This is a genomic window from Kordia zhangzhouensis (assembly GCF_001005305.1).
Classification (GTDB): Bacteria; Bacteroidota; Bacteroidia; order Flavobacteriales; family Flavobacteriaceae; genus Kordia; species Kordia zhangzhouensis.
In genome coordinates, this window is record NZ_LBMH01000001.1 from 161701 (window position 1) to 181904 (window position 20204).

Sequence of the window (20204 nt, forward strand, 5' to 3'; positions counted from 1 at the left end):
ACACTTTTTCAATGTTCTTTTCTATAGCGCTTACTCACACGTTCAATTGTTTCTTCCAAAGGCGTAAATGAAAAGTGTAATGCTTGTTGAAGTTTACTACTGTCATATACTGTTTTTGATTGAATAGATTTTGCTGTCAGTCGTGTCAATCGGCGGCGTTTTCCTGTAAATAGTTGTCGCCACCAATCCAATCGCCACGCCATTCCCAAAAGAAAAGCACCAGCCTCTTTTTGTGGTGGTTTTACTCCTAATGTTTTTGCAGTGATTTTACTAAACTTTTCTAGCGTCCAATTCTCTCCCACAAGTACAAAACGTTCATTTGTAATATCGCTTTCCATCAATTGAATCATTGCAGAAACGACGTCCTGCACATCTACATATGCTAAAATTCCTTGTGTATAATAGTCAAGTCCCTTATCAATTTTTCGAAACAACGAGCCGCTTCCGCCACCACGCCAAAATCCTGCACCCAAAATAATTCCAGGATTCACAATCACAACATCCAATCCTTCTTGCGAACCGCGCCATACTTCCATTTCTGAACCATATTTAGAGATGGCATACACATTATTATCTGCTTCTGGATTCCAATGAGTTTCTTCTGTAATTGGAATCGTCACGTCTTCATTTTCACCAATTGCTGCTATTGAACTTACAAAACAAAGTTTTTGAACACCACGAGCAATACATAAATTAACAATATTCGCAGTGCCTTCAATATTCGTTTTGCGGAGTGCATCAAAGTCTTTCGGGTCAAAAGAAATCATTGCAGCTACATGATATACTTGCGTCACTTCAGGAAAGACAGCTTCTAATGAAGGAATATCAATTACATCAGCTTCGTGCCAATCAATCTTCTCAAAAAACGTAGACACCTCATCAAAATAATACCCAAACACTTTTTCAACCGTTTTGAGCTTGTCTTTGGTTCTGTAAATTGCCTTAATCTGTGATTCGGTCTTTGCTAAATACGCCAAAAGATGCGCACCAACCAAACCTGTTCCGCCTGTTACTAATATCATGCTACTAAAATAACTTTTTTTCTTTTCACTTTTATATCTTTGCGAAGCTTTAAAAAATACAGTACAAATGAATAGCAATTTAGTAGAAGAATTACGTTGGAGAGGAATGATTCATGACATCATGCCTGGAACAGAAGAGCAATTGAATAAAGAGATGACAACTGCGTATATTGGATTTGACCCAACCTCTGATTCCTTGCATATTGGAAGCTTAGTTCCTATTATTTTGCTAATGCATTTACACAAAGCTGGCCACAAACCTATTGCTCTGGTCGGTGGTGCTACTGGAATGATTGGAGATCCTTCAGGAAAGTCTGACGAACGCAATTTATTGACTGAAGATATTTTACAAAAAAATGTAGCTGGAATCAAACGTGTGTTGTCACGCTTTTTAGATTTTGGAGGAACAGAAGAAAATGCGCCAATTTTGGTAAATAACTATGATTGGATGAAAGATTTTTCTTTTATCAATTTTGCGCGAGATGTAGGAAAACGCATTACAGTAAATTATATGATGGCAAAAGATTCTGTAAAAAAACGCTTGAGCGATACTGGAAACGGAATGTCTTTTACTGAGTTTACGTACCAACTGATTCAAGGATACGATTTTTACCATTTGCACAAAGAACACAATTGTTTGTTACAAATGGGCGGCTCTGATCAGTGGGGAAATATCACGACAGGAACCGAATTGGTACGTCGTATGAATGATGAAGGTGCAAAAGCGTACGCCATGACCTGTCCATTAATCACCAAAGCAGATGGTTCCAAGTTTGGAAAAACCGCTGGCGGAAATATCTGGCTGGACGCAGATAAAACTTCGGTATATAAGTTCTACCAATTTTGGATCAATACAAGTGATGAAGATGCGGAAAAATATATTAAAATCTTTACGTTTTTAGACAAAAACCACATTGATGAATTAATCTCAGAGCATAAAGAAGATGAAGGAAGAAACATATTACAAAAACGACTTGCTGAAGAAGTAACATTATTAGTGCATGGAGAAGAAGCTTTAGAAAATGCCATTAAAGCGTCAAAAATTCTTTTTGGTAAAACGACTTCAGAAGATTTAAAACGTTTGGATACACAAACTTTACTAGACGTTTTTGAAGGTGTTCCACAAGCAGAAATTGACCGTGCTGATATTGAAGAAGGTTTAGATATGATTGCAGCATTGGCTGCCAAAACAAACTTTTTGGCTTCCAACGGAGAAGCGCGAAGAGCGTTGAAGCAAAATTCAATTTCAGTAAATAAAACTAAGGTAAAAGAAGATTATACAATAACTACAGACGACTTGATTGATAATAAATTTATAACTATTCAACACGGTAAAAAGAATCAATTCTTACTGATTGTGAAGTAAGTTCTGTGAAATTTTAGGTTTTACGAAGTCTTAAGACTTCGTAAAGCTTGCATTTTAAACAAAGAACGGGATTGCTTCGTCGCTCCGCTTCTCGCACATATTATAGAATACATTTTCAAATCATCAAATTAAAAAACTACGCTTCTACATTCGGCAATCGGTAGCTTTGGTACGCACCTAGCAAACCGAAAAGTGATAGCACTAAAATAACTCCTTCAATAGAGATTAAAGAGACTAATGCGCTTAATCCACCCGTAACGAGTAGAATTAATCCAATCACTGTATTACTCACCGAGACATAATTGGTTCGATTGTTTCCTGTTGCCATATCAACGATATAGGTTTTTCGACCTAAACGAACACCTTCGTGTGCCATTCCTAAAACAAAAAAGGCAATAGGATACAACCAATTAGCATTTCTAAGAGTGTTTTCAAGTGAAACAATTCCATAGATGATAATTCCTAACGCAGAAGCAATTAATACAGCGACAGCCATCACGTCTTTACTTGACCGGTCTGACCATTTTCCCCAAATTGGCGAACTGATAATAGAGGCAATACCTTTAGAAATGATAAATAATCCAAGTAGATAACTTTCTTTTCCTACATATTTTTGTGCCAATAATATATAATAGGGCGCAGTTAATGCCGAACATAGTAGTAAAGAACGTGCAATGACAAAGTTTCTGAATTGTGTATCTGTTTTTAGCAGACTGAGTTTTGATAGTATGCTTTCATTTTTGGGATTTTCTTCCGTAGTTTTTCCAGGAAATTCTTTAATTCTCGCGTAGACCAATGCAGCAATCAACCACATCACAGCAGCAAAAAAAATCAAAGAACTATAAAATGTTATATCAGCAGCATCTTTCGAAGTATATAAAATGTATAACCCAACTGCCAACACTAACACGCCTGAAACAGAAACCGTATACCCTTTTAAACGACCGCGACGTGTTTTGGGAATGGTTTTTCCTGTGACATCTTTTGACGAAAGTGATGATAAACTTCTTGAGATACTAAATATAATCACAGCTACAATAATAAGCCAACCTGCAGCAACTCCTTCAAAGTACAGAGCAATAAGCCCAATTGAAGCGATGGCTACAAATTGCAATACAGCTCCGAAAACCCAAATCCATTTTCGAATGGCCTTTTTGCTTACGTAATTTGACAATACCACTTGTGGCACCATTGATCCAGATTCTCTTATGGGAACCACTAAACTTATCAAATAAACAGGTGCACTCACATAGCTCATAAGCCAAGTTAGTATTGTTTTAGGGTTACTCATAGTATCCCCAAGCTTAATTAAGACACTACTTACAAGAATTAGAAAGTAATTTTTAGGAACATGTTCGCATGCTTCGTCTGTAATATCGGTACAAACTCGTTCTCCTTTTTCATTATTTACATAGCGATATACCTTTTTTAGCATAAAGTTTGAGTCGCTTTTTTAGGGTTAGAGAGTAAAATTAACTTTGTTTAAAGATACGGTTTTAATACTGGTTAGCTTTCAATTTTTCTAAACCGATAAAAAATAACGCAACACTGCGTAAAGTAGGAATACAATGTTGCGCTTTTTAACTATTAAATAACTAAACTATTTAAGATGTGAATCTTATATACTTAAGTTCGAAAAAATATTTAAAACTTTCATAATGAAAGCGTTAAAAAATCATTAAATTACAACCACGTATATCTGAATGATCAAAACGCCCAATAACCTCAAAAGTATTGTCCTCATACACTTTACCTAAATCTTGAGTTGCAATGAATGCACATGAATTGATATTTGCCAAGTCAATTATATTTATTCCTCCCGACTTTCCATATGGTTGAATTGTGAGTGCATCTTCTGTATCACGTGTTAGGATTTTCATCCACGGAGGCGATTTGAATATTCCTTTTCCATTGGAATACCCTTGCGATAATAATTCGGTCATTCCGTATTCAGAATGAACTTCATTTACTCCAAAACCTTTACGAAGTTGCTGGTGTAGTTCTGCTCTAATTATTTCTTTACGACGACCTTTCATACCACCTGTTTCCATGATGATCGTATTTTTCAATTGAAACTGAGTGGTTTCCACTAAATCCAATAATGCAAACGAAACTCCTATCAATAATACTTTTTTCCCTTCGTTATCTAACCGAATTAATTTTTTAGTAAGTTCTTCTATATTGTCCAAATAGAAACCACTCTCAACACTTTTGCTTCGTTTTATTAAATCATTCACCATGTAGACTAAAGAAGATCCTTTTCGCTCTAAATAGTTGGGTAAAAGCGCTAAAACAACATACTGTTCAATAGCTCCGTAAAAATATTCAAATCCTTTTTGGAAACTTTTTTCATATAGAGAAATATCAGTTACCAAATGCTTGCTCGTATTATTTCCGGTAGTTCCAGAACTTGTAAATACTTCTTGGATGTTTTTTTGATTGGAAACAATTTTGTGAGACTTGAAAAATTGGATTGGCAGGAAGGGAATTTCTTCGATTTTCTTTACATCGCTAGGATGTACATACAACAAATCACAAAATGAACGGTAGGTACGGTTATTTTCAAATTGATGGCGAAATATATGAAAAGCATGCTTTTCAAAAGTAGCATCATTCGAGATGTTGAAAATAGTATTTGATTCCATGAGCGTATGAGCTTGACCGCAAAAATACTCAAAAATAACAGGAATATTAAGTTCTTTATTTCTCTTCTTTTGTAGGTTGTATTAAAAAGAAAAGCATCTTGAATATCAAGATGCTTTCTGTATGAAATATTGTTTGTAATAGAATTACTTAATCACTAATTTCTTAGTAGCTGATTTACCATTTTCTGTAATTTTTACCACGTATACTCCCGATTGTAATCCAGTAACATCTAATGTATTTGTAATTGTTGTATTGATTACTTTTTTACCTATGATGCTGTATACTTCAACATCTTTTGTATTGTTTGAAGCAGATGTAATAGTAATTGTATTTCCTGTAGCAGGGTTTGGATAAATACTAAAAGAAGTAGTTCCAAACTCGTCTGTACTTAAAGTAGTATCGATATCGCTAGCATATCTAGGAAAAACTTGGTATGTTCCATTAAACTCAGAACCTAAACCAGTAATATTTGCTGGATCAGCAGGGATTGTTGTTCCAATAAGATCTTCATCCCCAAAAGAAACTCTACATACTGTCATATCCGTTCCTCCATTTTCAGTTACATTGTAGTTTGTGTTGTCTGCAAACATTCCTCCAGCATCCATACCATCAAAAGTAACGTTAAGTAAACGGATTAAACGGCTTTCATATACTTCTCCATTGGTTGCTAATTCAGCAGCAGTTACATCAATTGGAGTTAATGTATTTCCAGTAGTTGATGCACCAGGCACGTTAGCCGTTGGTACAAATTGTAATACTCCACTGAATTGAGATAATTGTCCTTGTAATCCAACAATACCGTCACCAATGTTTAAAGGAGCACTTAAAGTTCCTGCTGTATCATCGATAAGAATTCCTGCACCACTATCTTGGATGTATTTTTGATTTCTAGTGTTTTCAGTTACGATGTAAGAGATAATTGCTTCTCCAGTTAATTCATAAAAACCTCCAATAGTTCCTGCACGTAATGCTGTGATATCAGAAACTTGTGTAATACTTGCAATAGAGAAAGAAACCATTTGTGTATCAACAACCATATTGTTTTCCAATAACTCAACAGTAACATTATATGTAGTACCGTCGGTAGTTGGGATTGTGTATGGACTAGAAACATCAGCATCTGTAGGATTTGCATCAACCGTAATATTTACTTGGTTTCCTGCTACCATTAAATCAATGTTTTGAGTTGTAAATGTAACATCAACACTATTGGTCCCTGGATCGAAGGTAGTACCATCTGCAGGCGTTACAATACTTACAGAAGGAGTTGATGAGTTATTCATAATTTCATTCCAGCTAGTTGCCACACGTACACCATCTACTAGTACTGTAGGTATGTTACTTGACTGACGAAAAGCAATTGCAGAAATTGCTTGCCCAGCTCCACCATTACTTGTAGCTTCTGGCATTGCTGGCTCAGTTGGCGTTACTGCTGATAACACATATAAATTTGAATCTCCTGTATCAATATTAAAAGAAAAAACAAGTAAGTATGTCGTATTTAAGCTATATGAAGCTGCTCCATAAACTAATGTAGAAGTATTTGCTCCAATACCAAATTGAACTCCTCCGCCACCATCATCTCTTGCTCCAACTCTTGCTCTAAATCCGCCAGAATTAAAGTGAAGAAAATAGTTTCCAGTACCAACAGCACTAATGTTTACTAAAGCACTTCCGTATACAGTTCCTGAAGATACTGTAGCAAAACTTCTGTTCACATCCTCAGCACCACTTCCATTGAATGTTACATGTCCTCCAACTCCTGAAGAAGGGTATCCTGCCATTGTCAAACTTGGAGTTGCAATATAAGCAACTGGCAATGTAGTTCCTGAGTGTTGCGCCCATGCTCCTCCACTTACTGCTGTAAGATCTCCGTCTGTCATTCCATAATCAAAATCTTCCGCTAAAATCTGCCCGAAAGAGATAGAAGATATTAATAATGCTACTAATAATAAGTAATTTTTAATCATACGATTTGTTTTAACTATTTATAAAATTATATCACAAATATACAAAAGAAGCCGAATTGAAAAAGACGACTCACACAATAATATACTATTTTAACCATTTGATAACAAAAGTGTTATTGCATAGCACATAAAAAACACCTTCCAATGGAAGGTGTTTTTTATGTGTATTATTTACTGTAGAAATTAGTTTCCTACTGTCCAACCAGCTCCCCAAGTTGCATAATCAGTTCCTGTTCCGTTTCCGTCACCTGAAATAAGATCTGCATCTGTAAAAGAAACTCCTGTATCGTTCTTCACTTTTAAAGTGATGTCTGTAAATAAAATATCTGTTACTTGTGTTTCTCCACTTGTTACGCCAGCACCAGTTGGGCTATCTGTATCGTTTCCATCTAAATCAAATCCTTCAGCATATCCTTGTAAAGAAACATTGTTGAACATTGCTCTTGTTCCTGCTCTTAAACGAATAGCCTCGCTACTTGTTGCAGAACCTAACCCAATGATAGTAAGATTGTTTACTGTAGGGCTAGAGAAATAAATAGGATTTGAATTGTTTCCGATATCAGTATTGAATCCATCTGCTTCAATTCCTTTATCGTGATCAGCTCCGTGCTTTACGTAAGCATCAGTAATTGTTCCTGTGTATCCTTCTGTCCAGTCAATAGAATCGTCTTGAGCATTGATAACAGAGGCATAGCTTACGTTTACTGTTCCACCGAAAAATTCAATTCCATCATCTTTTCCTTCAAATACTTGTACGTATTCAACAGTAGTTCCGTTTCCTACTCCATAAAAAGAGATTCCGTTGTTTTCAGATTGTCCGTCAGCAGAACCACCTGAATATTGTACACGTACATAACGTAAAATTCCAGAGTTATCATTAGCTTGAGTTCCTCCATAAGGTAAACTAGCAATCTCAGATGTAGAAGTAGCATTTCCAGATACAGAGTTGATTGGAGCTTTTCCTAATAAGATTAATCCTCCCCAATCTCCAGCTTCTGGAGCAGATGCATCAGATGTAAAAACAATTGGGTTATCAACTGTTCCAATTGCTTCGATTCTTGCACCTTGTGAAATAGCAACATATACGTCAGCACCACCAGCTAAAGCTTCGATTGTCATTCCAGCAGGAATACGTAAAGTTGTTCCTGAAGCCATGATTAAAGACCCGTTTACTTTGTAAGTATTGTTAGCATCTAAATCTAAATCTGTAGTATAAGTTCCAGATAAAAAGATTGTTTGCCCTCCATTGTTCCCTCCTCCAGGGTTAGTTGTCGTGTTGTTTACTACACTGTTATCAGTAATATTGATATCAGCAGTATCGTCTGATGCACAAGAAGTCATTACTAATGCTCCTAATAGTGCGAATCCAAATATTAAGCGATTCTTCATTGTTTTTGTGTTTTAATTGTAATCTTTAAATTGTGTTTGTTAAAATTTGTATTTTAATTGTAATCCTATATTTCTTCCTCTTTCATATCCTGAAACTCCTTTTCCGTTAGTAGATGTTACCAAAACATCTCCACCAGTGGTTTCACGGATATACTTGATTTTAGGATTTAAGATGTTGCGTACACTGAAATTAATTTCAAAGTTTTCTGAGATTTCATTTTTCATGATAAAATCTAGCGTAGGAACAGATTTTTCGATGATGTTTCCTAATTGACCAGAACCTAATGCATCAATTCTATCTGCAAAGTATGAGAACACTAAGTTTCCTGTTGGCTTGTAGCTTCCAAATGTTGGTGAGTAGCTTACATCAGCATTAATAATAAATGGTGATGCACCTTGTAGTTGTTCTGAATCGTTTCTAAAGTTAACACTGTATGTACCTTGAATTACATCAAATAAATCTTGCTCTGTATGCATTAATGTAGTATTCAAACCAGCAGACAATAATGTTTCTTCGTTCTCATTTTCAAGAATATTTTTTCTGAATTCAAGTTCGATACCATATACATCAGCTTGCTCTCCTGTTCTGAAGTAACGTTGCGTTCCAGTAGCATCAAAAGCTACTACTCTGTTTACTGGGTCTTTGATTTGTTTTGCAAAAGCAGCTACAGAAAATATTTCTCCTTTTCCAAAAAACCATTCATATTTTAAGTCAAAGTTCAATACATCTGAATATGATACGTCACTTACATTGATAAAATCAGGGTTTGTAGAACCTAATAAGTCAGGGTTACCTCCTATTCTATTTGTGACATCAATGTATACAAATGGTGCTGTTTCTTTAAATTCTGGCAATGAAACTGTTCTACTTGCAGAAAAACGTAAGTTTTGTTCTTCGTTCAGTTCGTATTTGATGTTCAAACTTGGTAAAATTAAGTTTTCGTACGCACTTGCTGTTGCGTTCCCGTTGTTTCCTAGGTTGATTACATCGTAGTCAATACTTTGATCAAAAGATTCTACTCGAACCCCTGGCACAAATAACCATTTACCCGTTTTGATCTCAGCATCTACATATCCAGCAAAAATATCTAAATTACCTTTGTATGTGTTTTCTGGAAGTCCCGGTCTATTAGTATTACTTAATCCTGGAATCGCATTGATTACCTTAATTTCATAAATTCCATCACCTGAAGTCAAACTAATGTTTGCTGGACTAAACACTGCATTCAGGTTATTTACATCTGTAATTTGAAAATCTGAATCAATAATGTCGTATCCATAACGAATGTTTTCAAAGTTACGTTCCTTACTTCTAGCGTTGTATCCAAAATTCAATTTAACGTTTTCATTTACCTCATAGTTCAAGTTCACTCGTCCATTAAATTCTGTATCATCGATATCTTGAAAATAACGCTGATTATCATAATCAACATTACTATAAAATGTTGGATTGGTACTAGGATCATTATCTAAAGCAAATTGATAATTTTCAATAGTGATACGTCTACGATCTGGTTGTTTAGCTACCACAAAGTTATATCCAGCTGCCCAATCTAATTCGAACTTTCCAGATTTATGATTACCAATCAACTGATTTACAAACACCTGATTTTGATCAAACTGCGCATTCATTTGATAAAATCCTTCGTCTGTATTTAAAATCGCATCTCTATCTCTACCAGTTCCATCAATACCAAAGTATCCAACTTCGTTTGTAGAACTATTGATAAACAAAGAGTTGAATTTCAATTTATTTTTATCATCAACTTTATAATTTACAGTTGCCATTGCCGTAGTCGTTGTACTATATTCGTACTCTTCTGCAGCTTTAAATGTTTTCTTTTCTACTGTAGTAAAATCGGTTGCTTCTCCCGATCTATACTCATATCCATTTTCAAAAGAAACTGTACCAAAAACACTCAAACGTGAACCATTCTCAAAGTCAAAAGATTTTCCTCCAGCAATTCCAAAGTTTACATTAATTGGGGCATCAACTGACTCAGGGTCAATCCCGTGAGATAATACTACCGCAAAAGGATTTTGATTGTGACGTGCATAATCTCCAAAATACCCAGAACCTTCACTCACTACAAAATTTTCACCAACAGCATTCGTGTTGACACTTGATCCAGCGAAAGCTTCTAAATATCCTTTCCCTTTATAATCTTTTGAGTTGATGTTAACATTCCCCGCAGCAAAATCTCCGTACTGCTTGGAAGAGTATGCTTTACTGATAGAAACATTTTCAATAACATCGGTAGCAAACAAGCTTAATTCAACGTTTTTCTTATTGATGTCGTTTGATGGTAAAGGCAATCCGTTAAAAGTAGTATTTAAATAACGATCTCCTAACCCACGTACATAAACATTACTAGAACCTTCTTGTTTAGAAACACCTGATATTTTTGTTACAGCACTTGCAGCATCACTAACACCTTTTCTTGAAAGTTCCTCTGCTCCAATAATTTGCTTGATATCAACTGCTTTCTTTTGTTCTAATAATGTTGCTGCCTCCGATACTTTTCTGGTAGTTGCTACAATAGTTACCTGATCTAAAGCAGCTGCATTTGCAGATAAAATAACATCAACATTAGTAATTTGCCCTGAATTTACAACTACATTAGGAACTTCTTGTGTCGTATATCCAACAAAACTAAATACTAGTGTGTATGTTCCTGGCGCCACTTCTGGAATTTGATACAATCCATCAAAATCGGAAGTAGTTCCTTTTGTTGTACCTTTGATAGTAATATTTGCAAAAGGTAATGGCGCATTGTTTTCTTCTTTATCTTGCACTTTTCCAACAATAGTTCCGTTGGTTTGTGCATATCCTATTATAAAGGTAAAGAATAGGAGAATCGTTAGGGATATTTTTTGTCTCATCTAGTTTTTATTTCACAGCGCAAAGAAAGACGTAGCGTGTAAAGATGATGTTATTTGCAAGTTAAACCTTTGTAATATGTATGTTAGCTTAATGTTATGATATTAAAAGAGTGTTAACCTCTTTCAATATTTAATTTTATATTTACTTTTGCGGAGTTAAACCGAACTTTAACCACAACCTAACAGAAACATAATCAACTACTTAAACACAACAACACAAAAATGAAGAAAAAAGATATTAAAATATTATTGGTAGATGATGAACCGGATATTTTAGAAATTGTCGGTTATAATTTATCCTCAGAAGGTTACCAATTAACGACAGCAAGTAATGGTATTGAAGCGGTGGCAAAAGCTAGAAAAGTAAAACCTCATTTAATCATCATGGATGTTATGATGCCTGAAATGGATGGTATTGAAGCTTGCGAGAACATTCGAAAAGATAGCAACTTAGCAAATACTATCATTACCTTTTTAACGGCTCGTGGCGAAGATTATTCGCAAGTAGCTGGTTTTGATGCTGGCGCAGACGATTACATCACAAAGCCAATAAAACCTAAAGTACTCGTTAGCAAGGTAAAAGCACTACTACGCCGATTAAAAAGTGATGAAGAAAATCCGCAAATAGTAACTGTAGGAAGTATCATCATTAATCGAGAAGAGTACAAAATAGAAAAAGATGGTGATGAAATCATTTTACCTCGAAAAGAATTTGAACTACTTTCATTACTAGCTTCTCGCCCTGGAAAAGTATTTAAAAGAGAAGAAATTCTAGATAAAGTATGGGGAAATGAGGTCATAGTAGGTGGTCGTACTATTGATGTTCATATCCGTAAATTACGAGAAAAAATAGGCGAAAACCATTTTAAAACTGTTAAAGGCGTAGGTTATAAATACGTACAATAAATTATGACTCAACAACTCAAAAAATCGTATCGCTTTGCGTTGCGCGGCTCCGCTTACATTACATTATTCATGACAATTGTTTTGGCCGTAATGCTTTACTTTTTTGAGATTGACAATATCTTCATTCTTATTCTTTTTACTTGCATCTGCTATACGTTTTGCTTTTTTATTTTACAATTTAGAGTGGAACGTTTTATTTATCGAAGAGTCAAAAAAATATACGATGATGTAACCTTGCTAGATGCAAGGGATCTTCACAGCTATCCAATTACAACTGATATGGCAACACTAACAAAAGAAATTGAAAAGTTTGCCACTAATAAGAAATTGGAAATAGAAACTTTGCGCATTCGAGAAAACTATCGAAAAGAATTCATCGGAAATGTATCACACGAGCTTAAAACACCATTATTTACTGTTCAAGGATATATTTTAACTCTTCTTGATGGTGCTATGAAAGATAAAACCATCCGAAAAAAATACCTAAGTCGTGCTGCAAAAGGCGTAGAACGTTTGATATATATTGTAAAAGATCTTGATATGATTACTAAGCTTGAGGCTGGTGATTTGCATCTTGACACAGAAGTTTTCAATATTATTGAATTGGTTCAAAATGTATTTGACCTATTGGAAATGAAAGCTGCCAAAAAAAGTATTTCTCTTTCTTTTGATATGCAGTACTCAAAACCTATTATGGTCAAAGCAGATAAAGAGCGTATACAACAAGTTTTAACCAATTTAATTGTTAACTCTATAAAATACGGCCGCACTAATGGAACCACTGAAATTAGTATTGAAAACTTAATTCGCAACAAAGTTATTGTACGTGTTACTGATAATGGCGAAGGAATAGAAGCTGAAAATATTCCTCGTTTATTTGAACGTTTTTATCGTGTTGATAAAAGTGGTTCACGCCGAGAAGGTGGTTCTGGATTAGGACTTTCTATTGTAAAACACATCATTGAAGCACACAACGAAAAAATTTATGTAGAAAGTGAATTTAATGTAGGATCAGAGTTTTCGTTTACGCTTGAAAAGGTGGAATAATGCCTTGTAATTCTCTTCATGATGAAAGCAACTCAACCCTTTAAAATCATTCACGCGTTCCAATTGCTCAATAAAAAAGTTGTCTTGTGTAGTAGTAGGCACCAATTGTTGTTTTTGCAAACGCTTTGCTAAGTACTCTTGCTCAAACTGCCCTGGAGTTGGTATAAAAAAAGCTTTCTTATTTAATTTGGCTAAATCCATCACCGTTGTATATCCTGAACGACTTAGAATCAGTTCACTTTCATTGAATGCTTTTTCAAGCTGCTCGCTTTGCATAAAATTATACACATCACAATTCAAAAATTGAACATATTCTTGCTTGGCTTCAATTTTTCCTCTAACAAACAGCACTTTTCCATCAAAATGTTTTACCTCTTCAAATAATTTCTCTTCCAACATGGTACGCTGCGGTTCTGGCCCTGATAAAATAACCATAAGGTCATACACTTTTGGCAATTCCTGAAACTTCAAACGGCTTAACGGCCCAATATACTTAAGAGACAATGTATGCTTTTTTAAATGTCCCAACTTTCCTGACAAATTAGGCTTTCCTTCAACATCAGGCACCCAACATTCATCAAATTTCTTAATAATCACTTGATGAATTTTACTACTAAACCATGTTGTTGTTCCACTCAACACATTCAATTGATGTGTAATAAATACCGAAGGGACTTTTTTACTATACACTCCTAAGCGATTATCAGAAATAATTCCGCAAAAATCACGTTCCTTGACTAATTTTTTAATGATTTTTCTCTCTTTTGAGATTGCTTTCAGCATCTTTGGAGAATCTTTCAACATTTTGAGTTTAAAATTTTTTCCTTTTTTAGCATATTCTATCTGATAATCAGGAAGTGTCAAAGTTTCCAAGTTTGGAAACTCTTTCTTCAATAATTGCAAAGCTATTCCATCAGAAGCAATCACAGGAACAAAATTCTCTTGAAGCAACGCATGAATAATTGGGATACATCGCGTAGCATGACCCAATCCCCAATTCAGAGGCGCAACGAGTACGGTTTTAGAATTCTTCATAAATTCAAAGATAAGAATATTCAAAGGTCTGCAAGATTTCCTTAGTTTTGTCAAAATATTAAGAAACTATTGTGGGAAGCAAGAATAAACTAAAGCGTTTTAGAGAAAACGATACATTTACCAATGTCATTCAACCAACTCGTGAAGAAATAGTTACAGGAAAATTTCCGTACAAAGGAAAATGGAATCAAGATTTCTTTAAAAATGATTCGCCAATCGTCTTAGAACTTGGCTGTGGAAAAGGAGAATACAGCGTGGCTTTGGCGGCTCAATTTCCAAATAAAAACTTTATTGGTATAGATATAAAAGGGGCTCGTTTTTGGCGCGGAGCCAAAACAGCCATCGAAGAAAACCTGAATAATGTAGCTTTTATCAGAACTCAAATTGAATTGATAGAAGGTTTATTTGATGAAAATGAAGTTTCAGAAATTTGGATTACTTTTCCCGATCCGCAAATCAAATATAAACGCACCAAACACCGATTGACCAACGAAGCTTTTTTAGCTAGATACAAAAAAATACTGAACCCTAAAGGTACCGTGCATTTGAAAACTGATAGCGAATTCATGCATGGCTACACACTAGGATTATTACATGGTGCTGGTCATGAAGTATTATACGCCAATCACGATGTATACAAAAACGAGGGAAGTCCCAAAGAAGTTACTGATATTCAGACTTTTTATGAAGCTCAATATTTGGAAATAAACAAAGCGATTACGTATATTCACTTCAAAATCAAGTAATGACCGATCTCATTATTCTCTTTTTTATCACTTTTTCTGCGGCACTTCTTGGAGTAGTTCCTCCTGGATTAATTAACATCACTGCTGCAAAAATAAGTACACAAAAGGGGAAAATGAACGGAATTATTTTTGCTATTGGTGCTTCACTAATTGTGTTGATTCAAGCATTTGTGGCTGTGATGATTTCTAAATACTTGTATCACAATCAAGAAATTATAGATGCATTGCTCAAAATAGCCTTGATTATTTTTGGTGTTTTGGCAATTTATTTCTTTATCATCGCACAAAAGAAAAAAGAAAAAAGAATTCGCATGGTTAAAGTAACCAAGAAGAAAAGTTTTTTAAAAGGAATTTTGTTGGCGACACTCAATGTTTTACCAATTCCCTACTTTGCAGGGCTTAATGCTTTATGGAATGTCTCCGACTTGATGGAATTTACTCCTGAAGATATTATCATTTTTATATTAGCAGCTGGGTTAGGTACATTTGCTATGCTCTATATGTATGTTTTCTATTTTGACAAATCACGAGCAAAATCAAGTCATTTCTCTAAATATTCAGATTATATATTAAGTGTTTTAATGGTTGTATTAGTCATCATCACACTAATTCGCATATTTTACAATCAAGAAATCATTGAATGAAACCAGAAAACCAAAACTTTTTTGAACGTGTATACGAAGTAGCTAGGTTGATTCCTTATGGACGCGTAACTAGTTATGGTGCCATTGCAAAATATTTAGGTGCTGCCCGAAGTGCGCGCATGGTTGGTTGGGCAATGAACAACTCTGGAAAATACGATGATATTGCGGCGCATAGAGTCGTAAACAGAAAAGGATTACTTACTGGAAAACACCATTTTCAAGGAACCAATTTAATGCAACAACTTTTAGAAAGTGAAGGTATTGAAGTTATAGACAATCAAATTCAAAACCTTGAAAACTATTTCTGGGACCCTTCTAAAGAGTTAAAATAACGCTACTATTTTTTTCCTAATAATACACTCTCTTATCTTTTCAATAATCAGATAAAATCGCATCATAAATCATTTCAATGTAACCACTTCGCTTTCTAAACATTTCGCTGTATCTTTGCAATTTAGAATCAATTTACATTGAAGTAACAAAACGATGTAATTCGTTGATTGAAATACAACACAAAAAGTAGTATCGTGAAAATAGATAAAAAAGAAATACAAGCAGCATTAAGTACAATCACAGCTCCTGGTGAAGGTGCAAATATGATTGCTAGTGGTGCTGTTCGAAATGTTATGACATTTGCAGATGAAATTGTAGTAGATATTGTCATTACAAATCCTTCCCTTCAAGCCAAAAAGAAAGTTGAAAATGAAATTACTACGGTTCTTCGCGAAAAAGTATACGCAGACGCCAAAGTAAAAGTAAATATAAAAGTTGAACGTCCAGAGAAACCTGAAATTAAAGGAAAGTCGTTGCCAAATATCAAAAATATTATTGCTGTGGCTTCTGGTAAAGGTGGTGTTGGAAAATCTACCGTAACTGCTAATCTAGCTGTAACACTAGCAAAAATGGGGTTCAATGTTGGTATTTTAGATGCCGACATATATGGTCCATCTATGCCAATTATGTTTGATGTAGAAGGAGAAAAACCATTGGCAGTTCGCGTAGATGGTGTTTCTAAAATGAAACCTGTAGAAAGTTACGGAATTAAAATTTTATCTATTGGATTCTTTACAAAACCGAACCAAGCTGTAGTTTGGCGAGGACCAATGGCAAGTAAAGCGCTAAATCAAATGATATTTGATGCTGATTGGGGAGAGCTTGATTTTCTATTACTTGATTTGCCTCCTGGAACAGGCGATATTCACTTAAGTATTATGCAATCCTTACCAATTACTGGTGCTGTAGTAGTAAGTACTCCACAAAATGTTGCACTAGCTGATGCTAAAAAAGGAGTTGCAATGTTCCAACAAGAAAGTATCAATGTTCCTGTATTGGGAATTGTTGAAAATATGGCGTACTTTACTCCAGAAGAACTACCAAACAATAAGTATTACATTTTTGGAAAACAAGGTGCTCAAAATTTAGCTGAAGATATTGAAGTTCCTTTCTTAGGGGAAATTCCATTAGTACAAAGTATTCGTGAAGCAGGTGATGTAGGCCGACCAGCCGCTATGCAAACAGCGACAATCATAGAAGCTGCTTTTGAAAAACTGACACAAAACGTAGTTCAAGAAGTAGTAAATAGAAATGAAAGCTTGCCGGCTACTGAAGTCATAAAAATTACAACAATGGCTGGTTGTTCAGCAGTTAAAAAATAAATCACGTAAATTCAGATTAGAGATGACAAGTGAAGAAATAAAAATTAATGTTGAAAAGGCACTAGAAGAAATTCGCCCTTTCTTACAAAGTGATGGTGGCGATATCAGACTTGTAGATATAGAAAACGATACGCTTGTAAAAGTACAACTTGAAGGAGCCTGTGTAGGTTGTAGCGTGAATCAAATGACACTGAAATCAGGTGTTGAAATGACTATCAAAAAACACGTTCCTCAAATTGAAAAAGTCATTAGTGTAGACTAACTGATATATATCATAAAAGTCAGAACTTATACATCGTATTTTTGTATCAGATTTTATTAGAACAGAAAAAATGATTAAAACCGATATACTCATTATTGGCGCTGGTCCTACAGGTCTTTTTGCCGTATTTGAAGCTGGATTACTCAAACTAAAATGTCACCTTATAGATGCACTTCCCCAACCTGGCGGACAATGTGCCGAAATATATCCTAAAAAACCTATTTATGATATTCCTGGATATCCCGAAGTACTGGCAGGTGACCTTGTAGATAATTTGATGAAGCAAATTGAACCTTTTGAGCCAACTTTTACACTTGGAGAACGTGCTGAAACTATTGAAAAACTCGAAGACGGAACATTCATAGTTACTACGAATAAAGGAACCAAACATCACGCTCCTATTGTTGCCATTGCTGGCGGATTGGGAAGTTTCGAACCGAGAAAACCTCCTATTCAAAATTTGGCAAACTACGAAGATAAAGGAGTTGAGTATATTATCCGTGATCCAGAAATGTATCGAAATAAAAAAGTTGTGATTGCAGGTGGTGGCGATTCAGCGTTAGACTGGAGTATCTTTTTAACTGATGTTGCTTCTGAAGTTACTTTGGTACACAGACGTAACGAATTTCGCGGTGCGCTAGATTCTGTTGAAAAAGTACAAGAACTCAAAAACTTAGGTAAAATTAACCTCATCACTCCTGCAGAAATTACAGGAATTCAAGGAGAAGGTCATGTTACCGCTGTAGAAGTAACTAAAAAAGGAGAAGAACCATTTACAGTTGATACTGATCATTTCATCCCTTTGTTTGGGTTGGCTCCAAAATTAGGTCCTATTGCCGATTGGGGATTGGAAATTGAAAAAAATGCTATCAAAGTTGACAATACCTTAGATTATCAAACAAATATTCCAGGAATTTATGCAATTGGTGATGTGAATACGTATCCTGGTAAATTAAAATTAATCCTTTGTGGTTTCCATGAAGCAACACTAATGTGTCAAAGTGCATACCAACGAATCTTTCCTGATAAAAAATATGTCATGAAATATACAACTGTCAGCGGAATTGATGGCTTTGACGGAACGCGAAAAGAAGCTCCCAAAGCAGTAGTAAAAGCTATTAATTAATAATTTGGCTGAGATTTCATCACATATTATCCTTTGCACTAGAAAGAATCATCAATGTGCTTAACCAAAATATCAATTACAACAATCTAAAATTATTGATTAAAACATGTCACAAGACATTACTATAAAAATAACCGATAGAGAAGGCGTTACTCACGAAGTACAAGCTCCCACTGATATGGCAATGAACCTAATGGAAATAGTTCGTTCGTACGAACTTGCCGAAGAAGGAACCATTGGAATTTGTGGTGGCATGGCAATGTGTGCTTCTTGTCAATGTTATGTAAATTCAGATCATGAATTGCCAGAAATGAGTATGGATGAAGACATGATGCTTGCAGAAGCCTTTCATGTAAAGGATAATAGCCGTTTGGGTTGCCAAATACAAATGACACCTGAGTTAGACGGTTTGGAAGTAGAACTAGCACCAGAGAGTTAATTCCTTTAGCACATTTGTTTACATTTTCACCTTGTATTTGTGTGTTAGTGTCATCATATATTTTTGAAGGTTTTTCTAAAAAGTACTTTTGTAATCACTCAAATCTCTTGGTCCTTCTAATACCTCACGCTCAATTTTCAAAATTCCATCATCGGTAGTAGACGTATACCACTTGATGAGTGAAATTGCATTATTTTCAATCTCGATTCCTGTAATACTTCGTGGATGCACACAACTTCCATCATTGAAAAAAGAAATCTCATCTGGATTTGGAAATCTTGGACGATGAGTATGCCCTACCACAGTAATTAAATTGTCGTTATCTATAATCCATTTTTTAATTCTGCGCTCTACCTTGATTAAATTTTTATAATTTTTTGCCGGACTTGTAGGATCCGCAATTCCAACTATTTGTAAAGGTTTCCAGAGAGCACGTACCATAAAACGACTCCATTTCCAAAATAAATAGTTCCACCAATCTGCCTGATGTCCATGCGTTAAGAAGATTTCCTGCTCAGTTTCCGTATTTTTAAGCACAATTCCTTCATGATATTTCAAATCTGTAAACAAAGGTTTATCTGTTCCTGTTTTTGGATCAAAGTATGTAGACAAATGCTTTTGCACATAAGCTTCATTGCGATATACCATATCATGATTTCCCCAAATAAGATGTAGTCGGTTTGACTCATGAAAGTCTTTTAATAGCATATAAATATTCTTATGAGCAGAGAAAATAGATTGAAAACTTATATTTTCCCATAACTCATCGCCATCACCTAATTCACAATACGTAAATCCGTGCTTATGATATTGCTTTAAGGCGTGAAAATAGATATTTCTATTGTTCGCAAAATCATCTGCAAAACTATTATCACCTCGATGACAATCACTAAATAAAATAATTTTTGAGGATTGATTAAAAGGAACTCTTTGTGCTTGTTTATACACTCGAGTGAGACGTTTTTTGGAAGACATACATAAGCGATTTTCTAGCTAAATATCGTAAAAAAATAATAAGTGACCACAGCATTAACTTTGTAGAAATTAAACACGATTACTTTTTACAAA

General features: G+C 34.9%; 18 protein-coding genes. 10 read left to right on the forward strand and 8 right to left on the reverse strand.

The window, feature by feature from the left end; all coding sequences use genetic code 11:
* Positions 1–8 precede the first annotated feature (8 nt).
* The gene (locus tag AA088_RS00780; RefSeq protein ID WP_046743188.1) at positions 9–1022 is read right to left on the reverse strand and encodes an NAD-dependent epimerase/dehydratase family protein; all 1014 of its coding nucleotides are present in this window, start codon (positions 1020–1022) and stop codon (positions 9–11) included.
* Positions 1023–1089: 67 nt separating this feature from the next.
* On the opposite strand from AA088_RS00780, the gene tyrS reads away from it, so the two are divergent.
* Complete coding sequence (gene tyrS / locus AA088_RS00785; protein WP_046743025.1) at positions 1090–2388, forward strand: tyrosine--tRNA ligase; 1299 nt, start codon at positions 1090–1092, stop codon at positions 2386–2388.
* A 136-nt stretch (positions 2389–2524) separates the two neighbouring features.
* Here the strand turns inward: tyrS and AA088_RS00790 are convergent, their stop codons facing one another.
* The 5 genes from AA088_RS00790 to AA088_RS00810 form a co-directional block, all read right to left on the reverse strand.
* A complete protein-coding gene (locus AA088_RS00790; RefSeq protein WP_046743026.1) occupies positions 2525–3823 on the reverse strand; it encodes an MFS transporter in 1299 nt (432 codons plus the stop codon).
* Positions 3824–4055: 232 nt separating this feature from the next.
* Entirely contained in the window at positions 4056–5033 is a 978-nt protein-coding gene (locus AA088_RS00795) for a LuxE/PaaK family acyltransferase (protein WP_046743027.1), read from the reverse strand.
* Between the two features lie 144 nt (positions 5034–5177).
* The gene (locus tag AA088_RS17500) at positions 5178–7004 is read right to left on the reverse strand and encodes a T9SS type A sorting domain-containing protein (RefSeq protein ID WP_052752736.1); all 1827 of its coding nucleotides are present in this window, start codon (positions 7002–7004) and stop codon (positions 5178–5180) included.
* Between the two features lie 183 nt (positions 7005–7187).
* The gene (locus AA088_RS00805) at positions 7188–8393 is read right to left on the reverse strand and encodes a multidrug transporter (RefSeq protein ID WP_046743028.1); all 1206 of its coding nucleotides are present in this window, start codon (positions 8391–8393) and stop codon (positions 7188–7190) included.
* 39 nt (positions 8394–8432) lie between these two features.
* Positions 8433–11276, reverse strand: a complete 2844-nt coding sequence (locus AA088_RS00810; RefSeq protein WP_046743029.1) for a TonB-dependent receptor — start codon at positions 11274–11276, stop codon at positions 8433–8435.
* A 222-nt stretch (positions 11277–11498) separates the two neighbouring features.
* Between AA088_RS00810 and AA088_RS00815 the strand changes: the two genes are divergently transcribed.
* Positions 11499–12182, forward strand: coding sequence for a response regulator transcription factor (locus AA088_RS00815; protein ID WP_046743030.1), 684 nt, complete (start codon positions 11499–11501; stop codon positions 12180–12182).
* A gap of 3 nt (positions 12183–12185) precedes the next feature.
* Entirely contained in the window at positions 12186–13229 is a 1044-nt protein-coding gene (locus AA088_RS00820; protein WP_046743031.1) for a sensor histidine kinase, read from the forward strand.
* Here AA088_RS00820 and AA088_RS00825 read toward each other — a convergent pair.
* Positions 13194–14264 (reverse strand): glycosyltransferase, encoded by a 1071-nt coding sequence (locus tag AA088_RS00825; RefSeq protein WP_046743032.1) that lies wholly within the window; start codon positions 14262–14264, stop codon positions 13194–13196. The genes AA088_RS00820 and AA088_RS00825 overlap by 36 nt on opposite strands.
* Before the next feature lie 71 nt (positions 14265–14335).
* Here AA088_RS00825 and trmB point away from each other — a divergent pair, with 71 nt between their 5' ends.
* The 7 genes from trmB (at position 14336) to AA088_RS00860 (ending at position 19136) form a co-directional block, all read left to right on the forward strand.
* Positions 14336–15010 carry a tRNA (guanosine(46)-N7)-methyltransferase TrmB gene (gene trmB / locus AA088_RS00830; protein WP_046743033.1) on the forward strand — a complete coding sequence of 225 codons (675 nt, stop codon included), beginning with the start codon at positions 14336–14338 and terminating at the stop codon, positions 15008–15010.
* The gene (locus AA088_RS00835; RefSeq protein WP_046743034.1) at positions 15010–15654 is read left to right on the forward strand and encodes a LysE family translocator; all 645 of its coding nucleotides are present in this window, start codon (positions 15010–15012) and stop codon (positions 15652–15654) included. The genes trmB and AA088_RS00835 overlap by 1 nt, the downstream gene beginning before the upstream one ends.
* The gene (locus tag AA088_RS00840) at positions 15651–15986 is read left to right on the forward strand and encodes an MGMT family protein (protein WP_046743035.1); all 336 of its coding nucleotides are present in this window, start codon (positions 15651–15653) and stop codon (positions 15984–15986) included. Before AA088_RS00835 ends, AA088_RS00840 begins: the two co-directional genes overlap by 4 nt.
* 195 nt (positions 15987–16181) lie before the next feature.
* A complete protein-coding gene (locus AA088_RS00845) occupies positions 16182–17309 on the forward strand; it encodes an Mrp/NBP35 family ATP-binding protein (protein WP_046743190.1) in 1128 nt (375 codons plus the stop codon).
* A 22-nt stretch (positions 17310–17331) separates the two neighbouring features.
* Entirely contained in the window at positions 17332–17571 is a 240-nt protein-coding gene (locus tag AA088_RS00850; RefSeq protein ID WP_046743036.1) for a NifU family protein, read from the forward strand.
* A 70-nt stretch (positions 17572–17641) separates the two neighbouring features.
* Positions 17642–18697, forward strand: coding sequence for an NAD(P)/FAD-dependent oxidoreductase (locus AA088_RS00855; RefSeq protein WP_046743037.1), 1056 nt, complete (start codon positions 17642–17644; stop codon positions 18695–18697).
* Positions 18698–18803: 106 nt separating this feature from the next.
* The gene (locus AA088_RS00860; protein WP_046743038.1) at positions 18804–19136 is read left to right on the forward strand and encodes a 2Fe-2S iron-sulfur cluster-binding protein; all 333 of its coding nucleotides are present in this window, start codon (positions 18804–18806) and stop codon (positions 19134–19136) included.
* Between the two features lie 75 nt (positions 19137–19211).
* On the opposite strand, the gene AA088_RS00865 is transcribed toward AA088_RS00860, so the two are convergent.
* Positions 19212–20111, reverse strand: a complete 900-nt coding sequence (locus AA088_RS00865) for a metallophosphoesterase family protein (RefSeq protein ID WP_046743039.1) — start codon at positions 20109–20111, stop codon at positions 19212–19214.
* Positions 20112–20204 lie beyond the last annotated feature (93 nt).

Bases quoted from the DNA above. Each gene is read 5' to 3' on its own strand.
- AA088_RS00825 (WP_046743032.1), bottom strand. From the start codon at position 14,264: ATGAAGAATTCTAAAACCGTACTCGTTGCGCCTCTGAATTGGGGATTG.
- AA088_RS00805 (WP_046743028.1), bottom strand. From the start codon at position 8,393: ATGAAGAATCGCTTAATATTTGGATTCGCACTATTAGGAGCATTAGTA.
- AA088_RS00865 (WP_046743039.1), bottom strand. From the start codon at position 20,111: ATGTCTTCCAAAAAACGTCTCACTCGAGTGTATAAACAAGCACAAAGA.
- AA088_RS17500 (WP_052752736.1), bottom strand. From the start codon at position 7,004: ATGATTAAAAATTACTTATTATTAGTAGCATTATTAATATCTTCTATC.
- AA088_RS00840 (WP_046743035.1), top strand. From the start codon at position 15,651: ATGAAACCAGAAAACCAAAACTTTTTTGAACGTGTATACGAAGTAGCT.
- tyrS (WP_046743025.1), top strand. From the start codon at position 1,090: ATGAATAGCAATTTAGTAGAAGAATTACGTTGGAGAGGAATGATTCAT.
- AA088_RS00855 (WP_046743037.1), top strand. From the start codon at position 17,642: ATGATTAAAACCGATATACTCATTATTGGCGCTGGTCCTACAGGTCTT.
- AA088_RS00850 (WP_046743036.1), top strand. From the start codon at position 17,332: ATGACAAGTGAAGAAATAAAAATTAATGTTGAAAAGGCACTAGAAGAA.
- AA088_RS00835 (WP_046743034.1), top strand. From the start codon at position 15,010: ATGACCGATCTCATTATTCTCTTTTTTATCACTTTTTCTGCGGCACTT.
- AA088_RS00810 (WP_046743029.1), bottom strand. From the start codon at position 11,276: ATGAGACAAAAAATATCCCTAACGATTCTCCTATTCTTTACCTTTATA.
- AA088_RS00795 (WP_046743027.1), bottom strand. From the start codon at position 5,033: ATGGAATCAAATACTATTTTCAACATCTCGAATGATGCTACTTTTGAA.
- AA088_RS00790 (WP_046743026.1), bottom strand. From the start codon at position 3,823: ATGCTAAAAAAGGTATATCGCTATGTAAATAATGAAAAAGGAGAACGA.
- AA088_RS00815 (WP_046743030.1), top strand. From the start codon at position 11,499: ATGAAGAAAAAAGATATTAAAATATTATTGGTAGATGATGAACCGGAT.
- AA088_RS00780 (WP_046743188.1), bottom strand. From the start codon at position 1,022: ATGATATTAGTAACAGGCGGAACAGGTTTGGTTGGTGCGCATCTTTTG.
- AA088_RS00860 (WP_046743038.1), top strand. From the start codon at position 18,804: ATGTCACAAGACATTACTATAAAAATAACCGATAGAGAAGGCGTTACT.
- AA088_RS00820 (WP_046743031.1), top strand. From the start codon at position 12,186: ATGACTCAACAACTCAAAAAATCGTATCGCTTTGCGTTGCGCGGCTCC.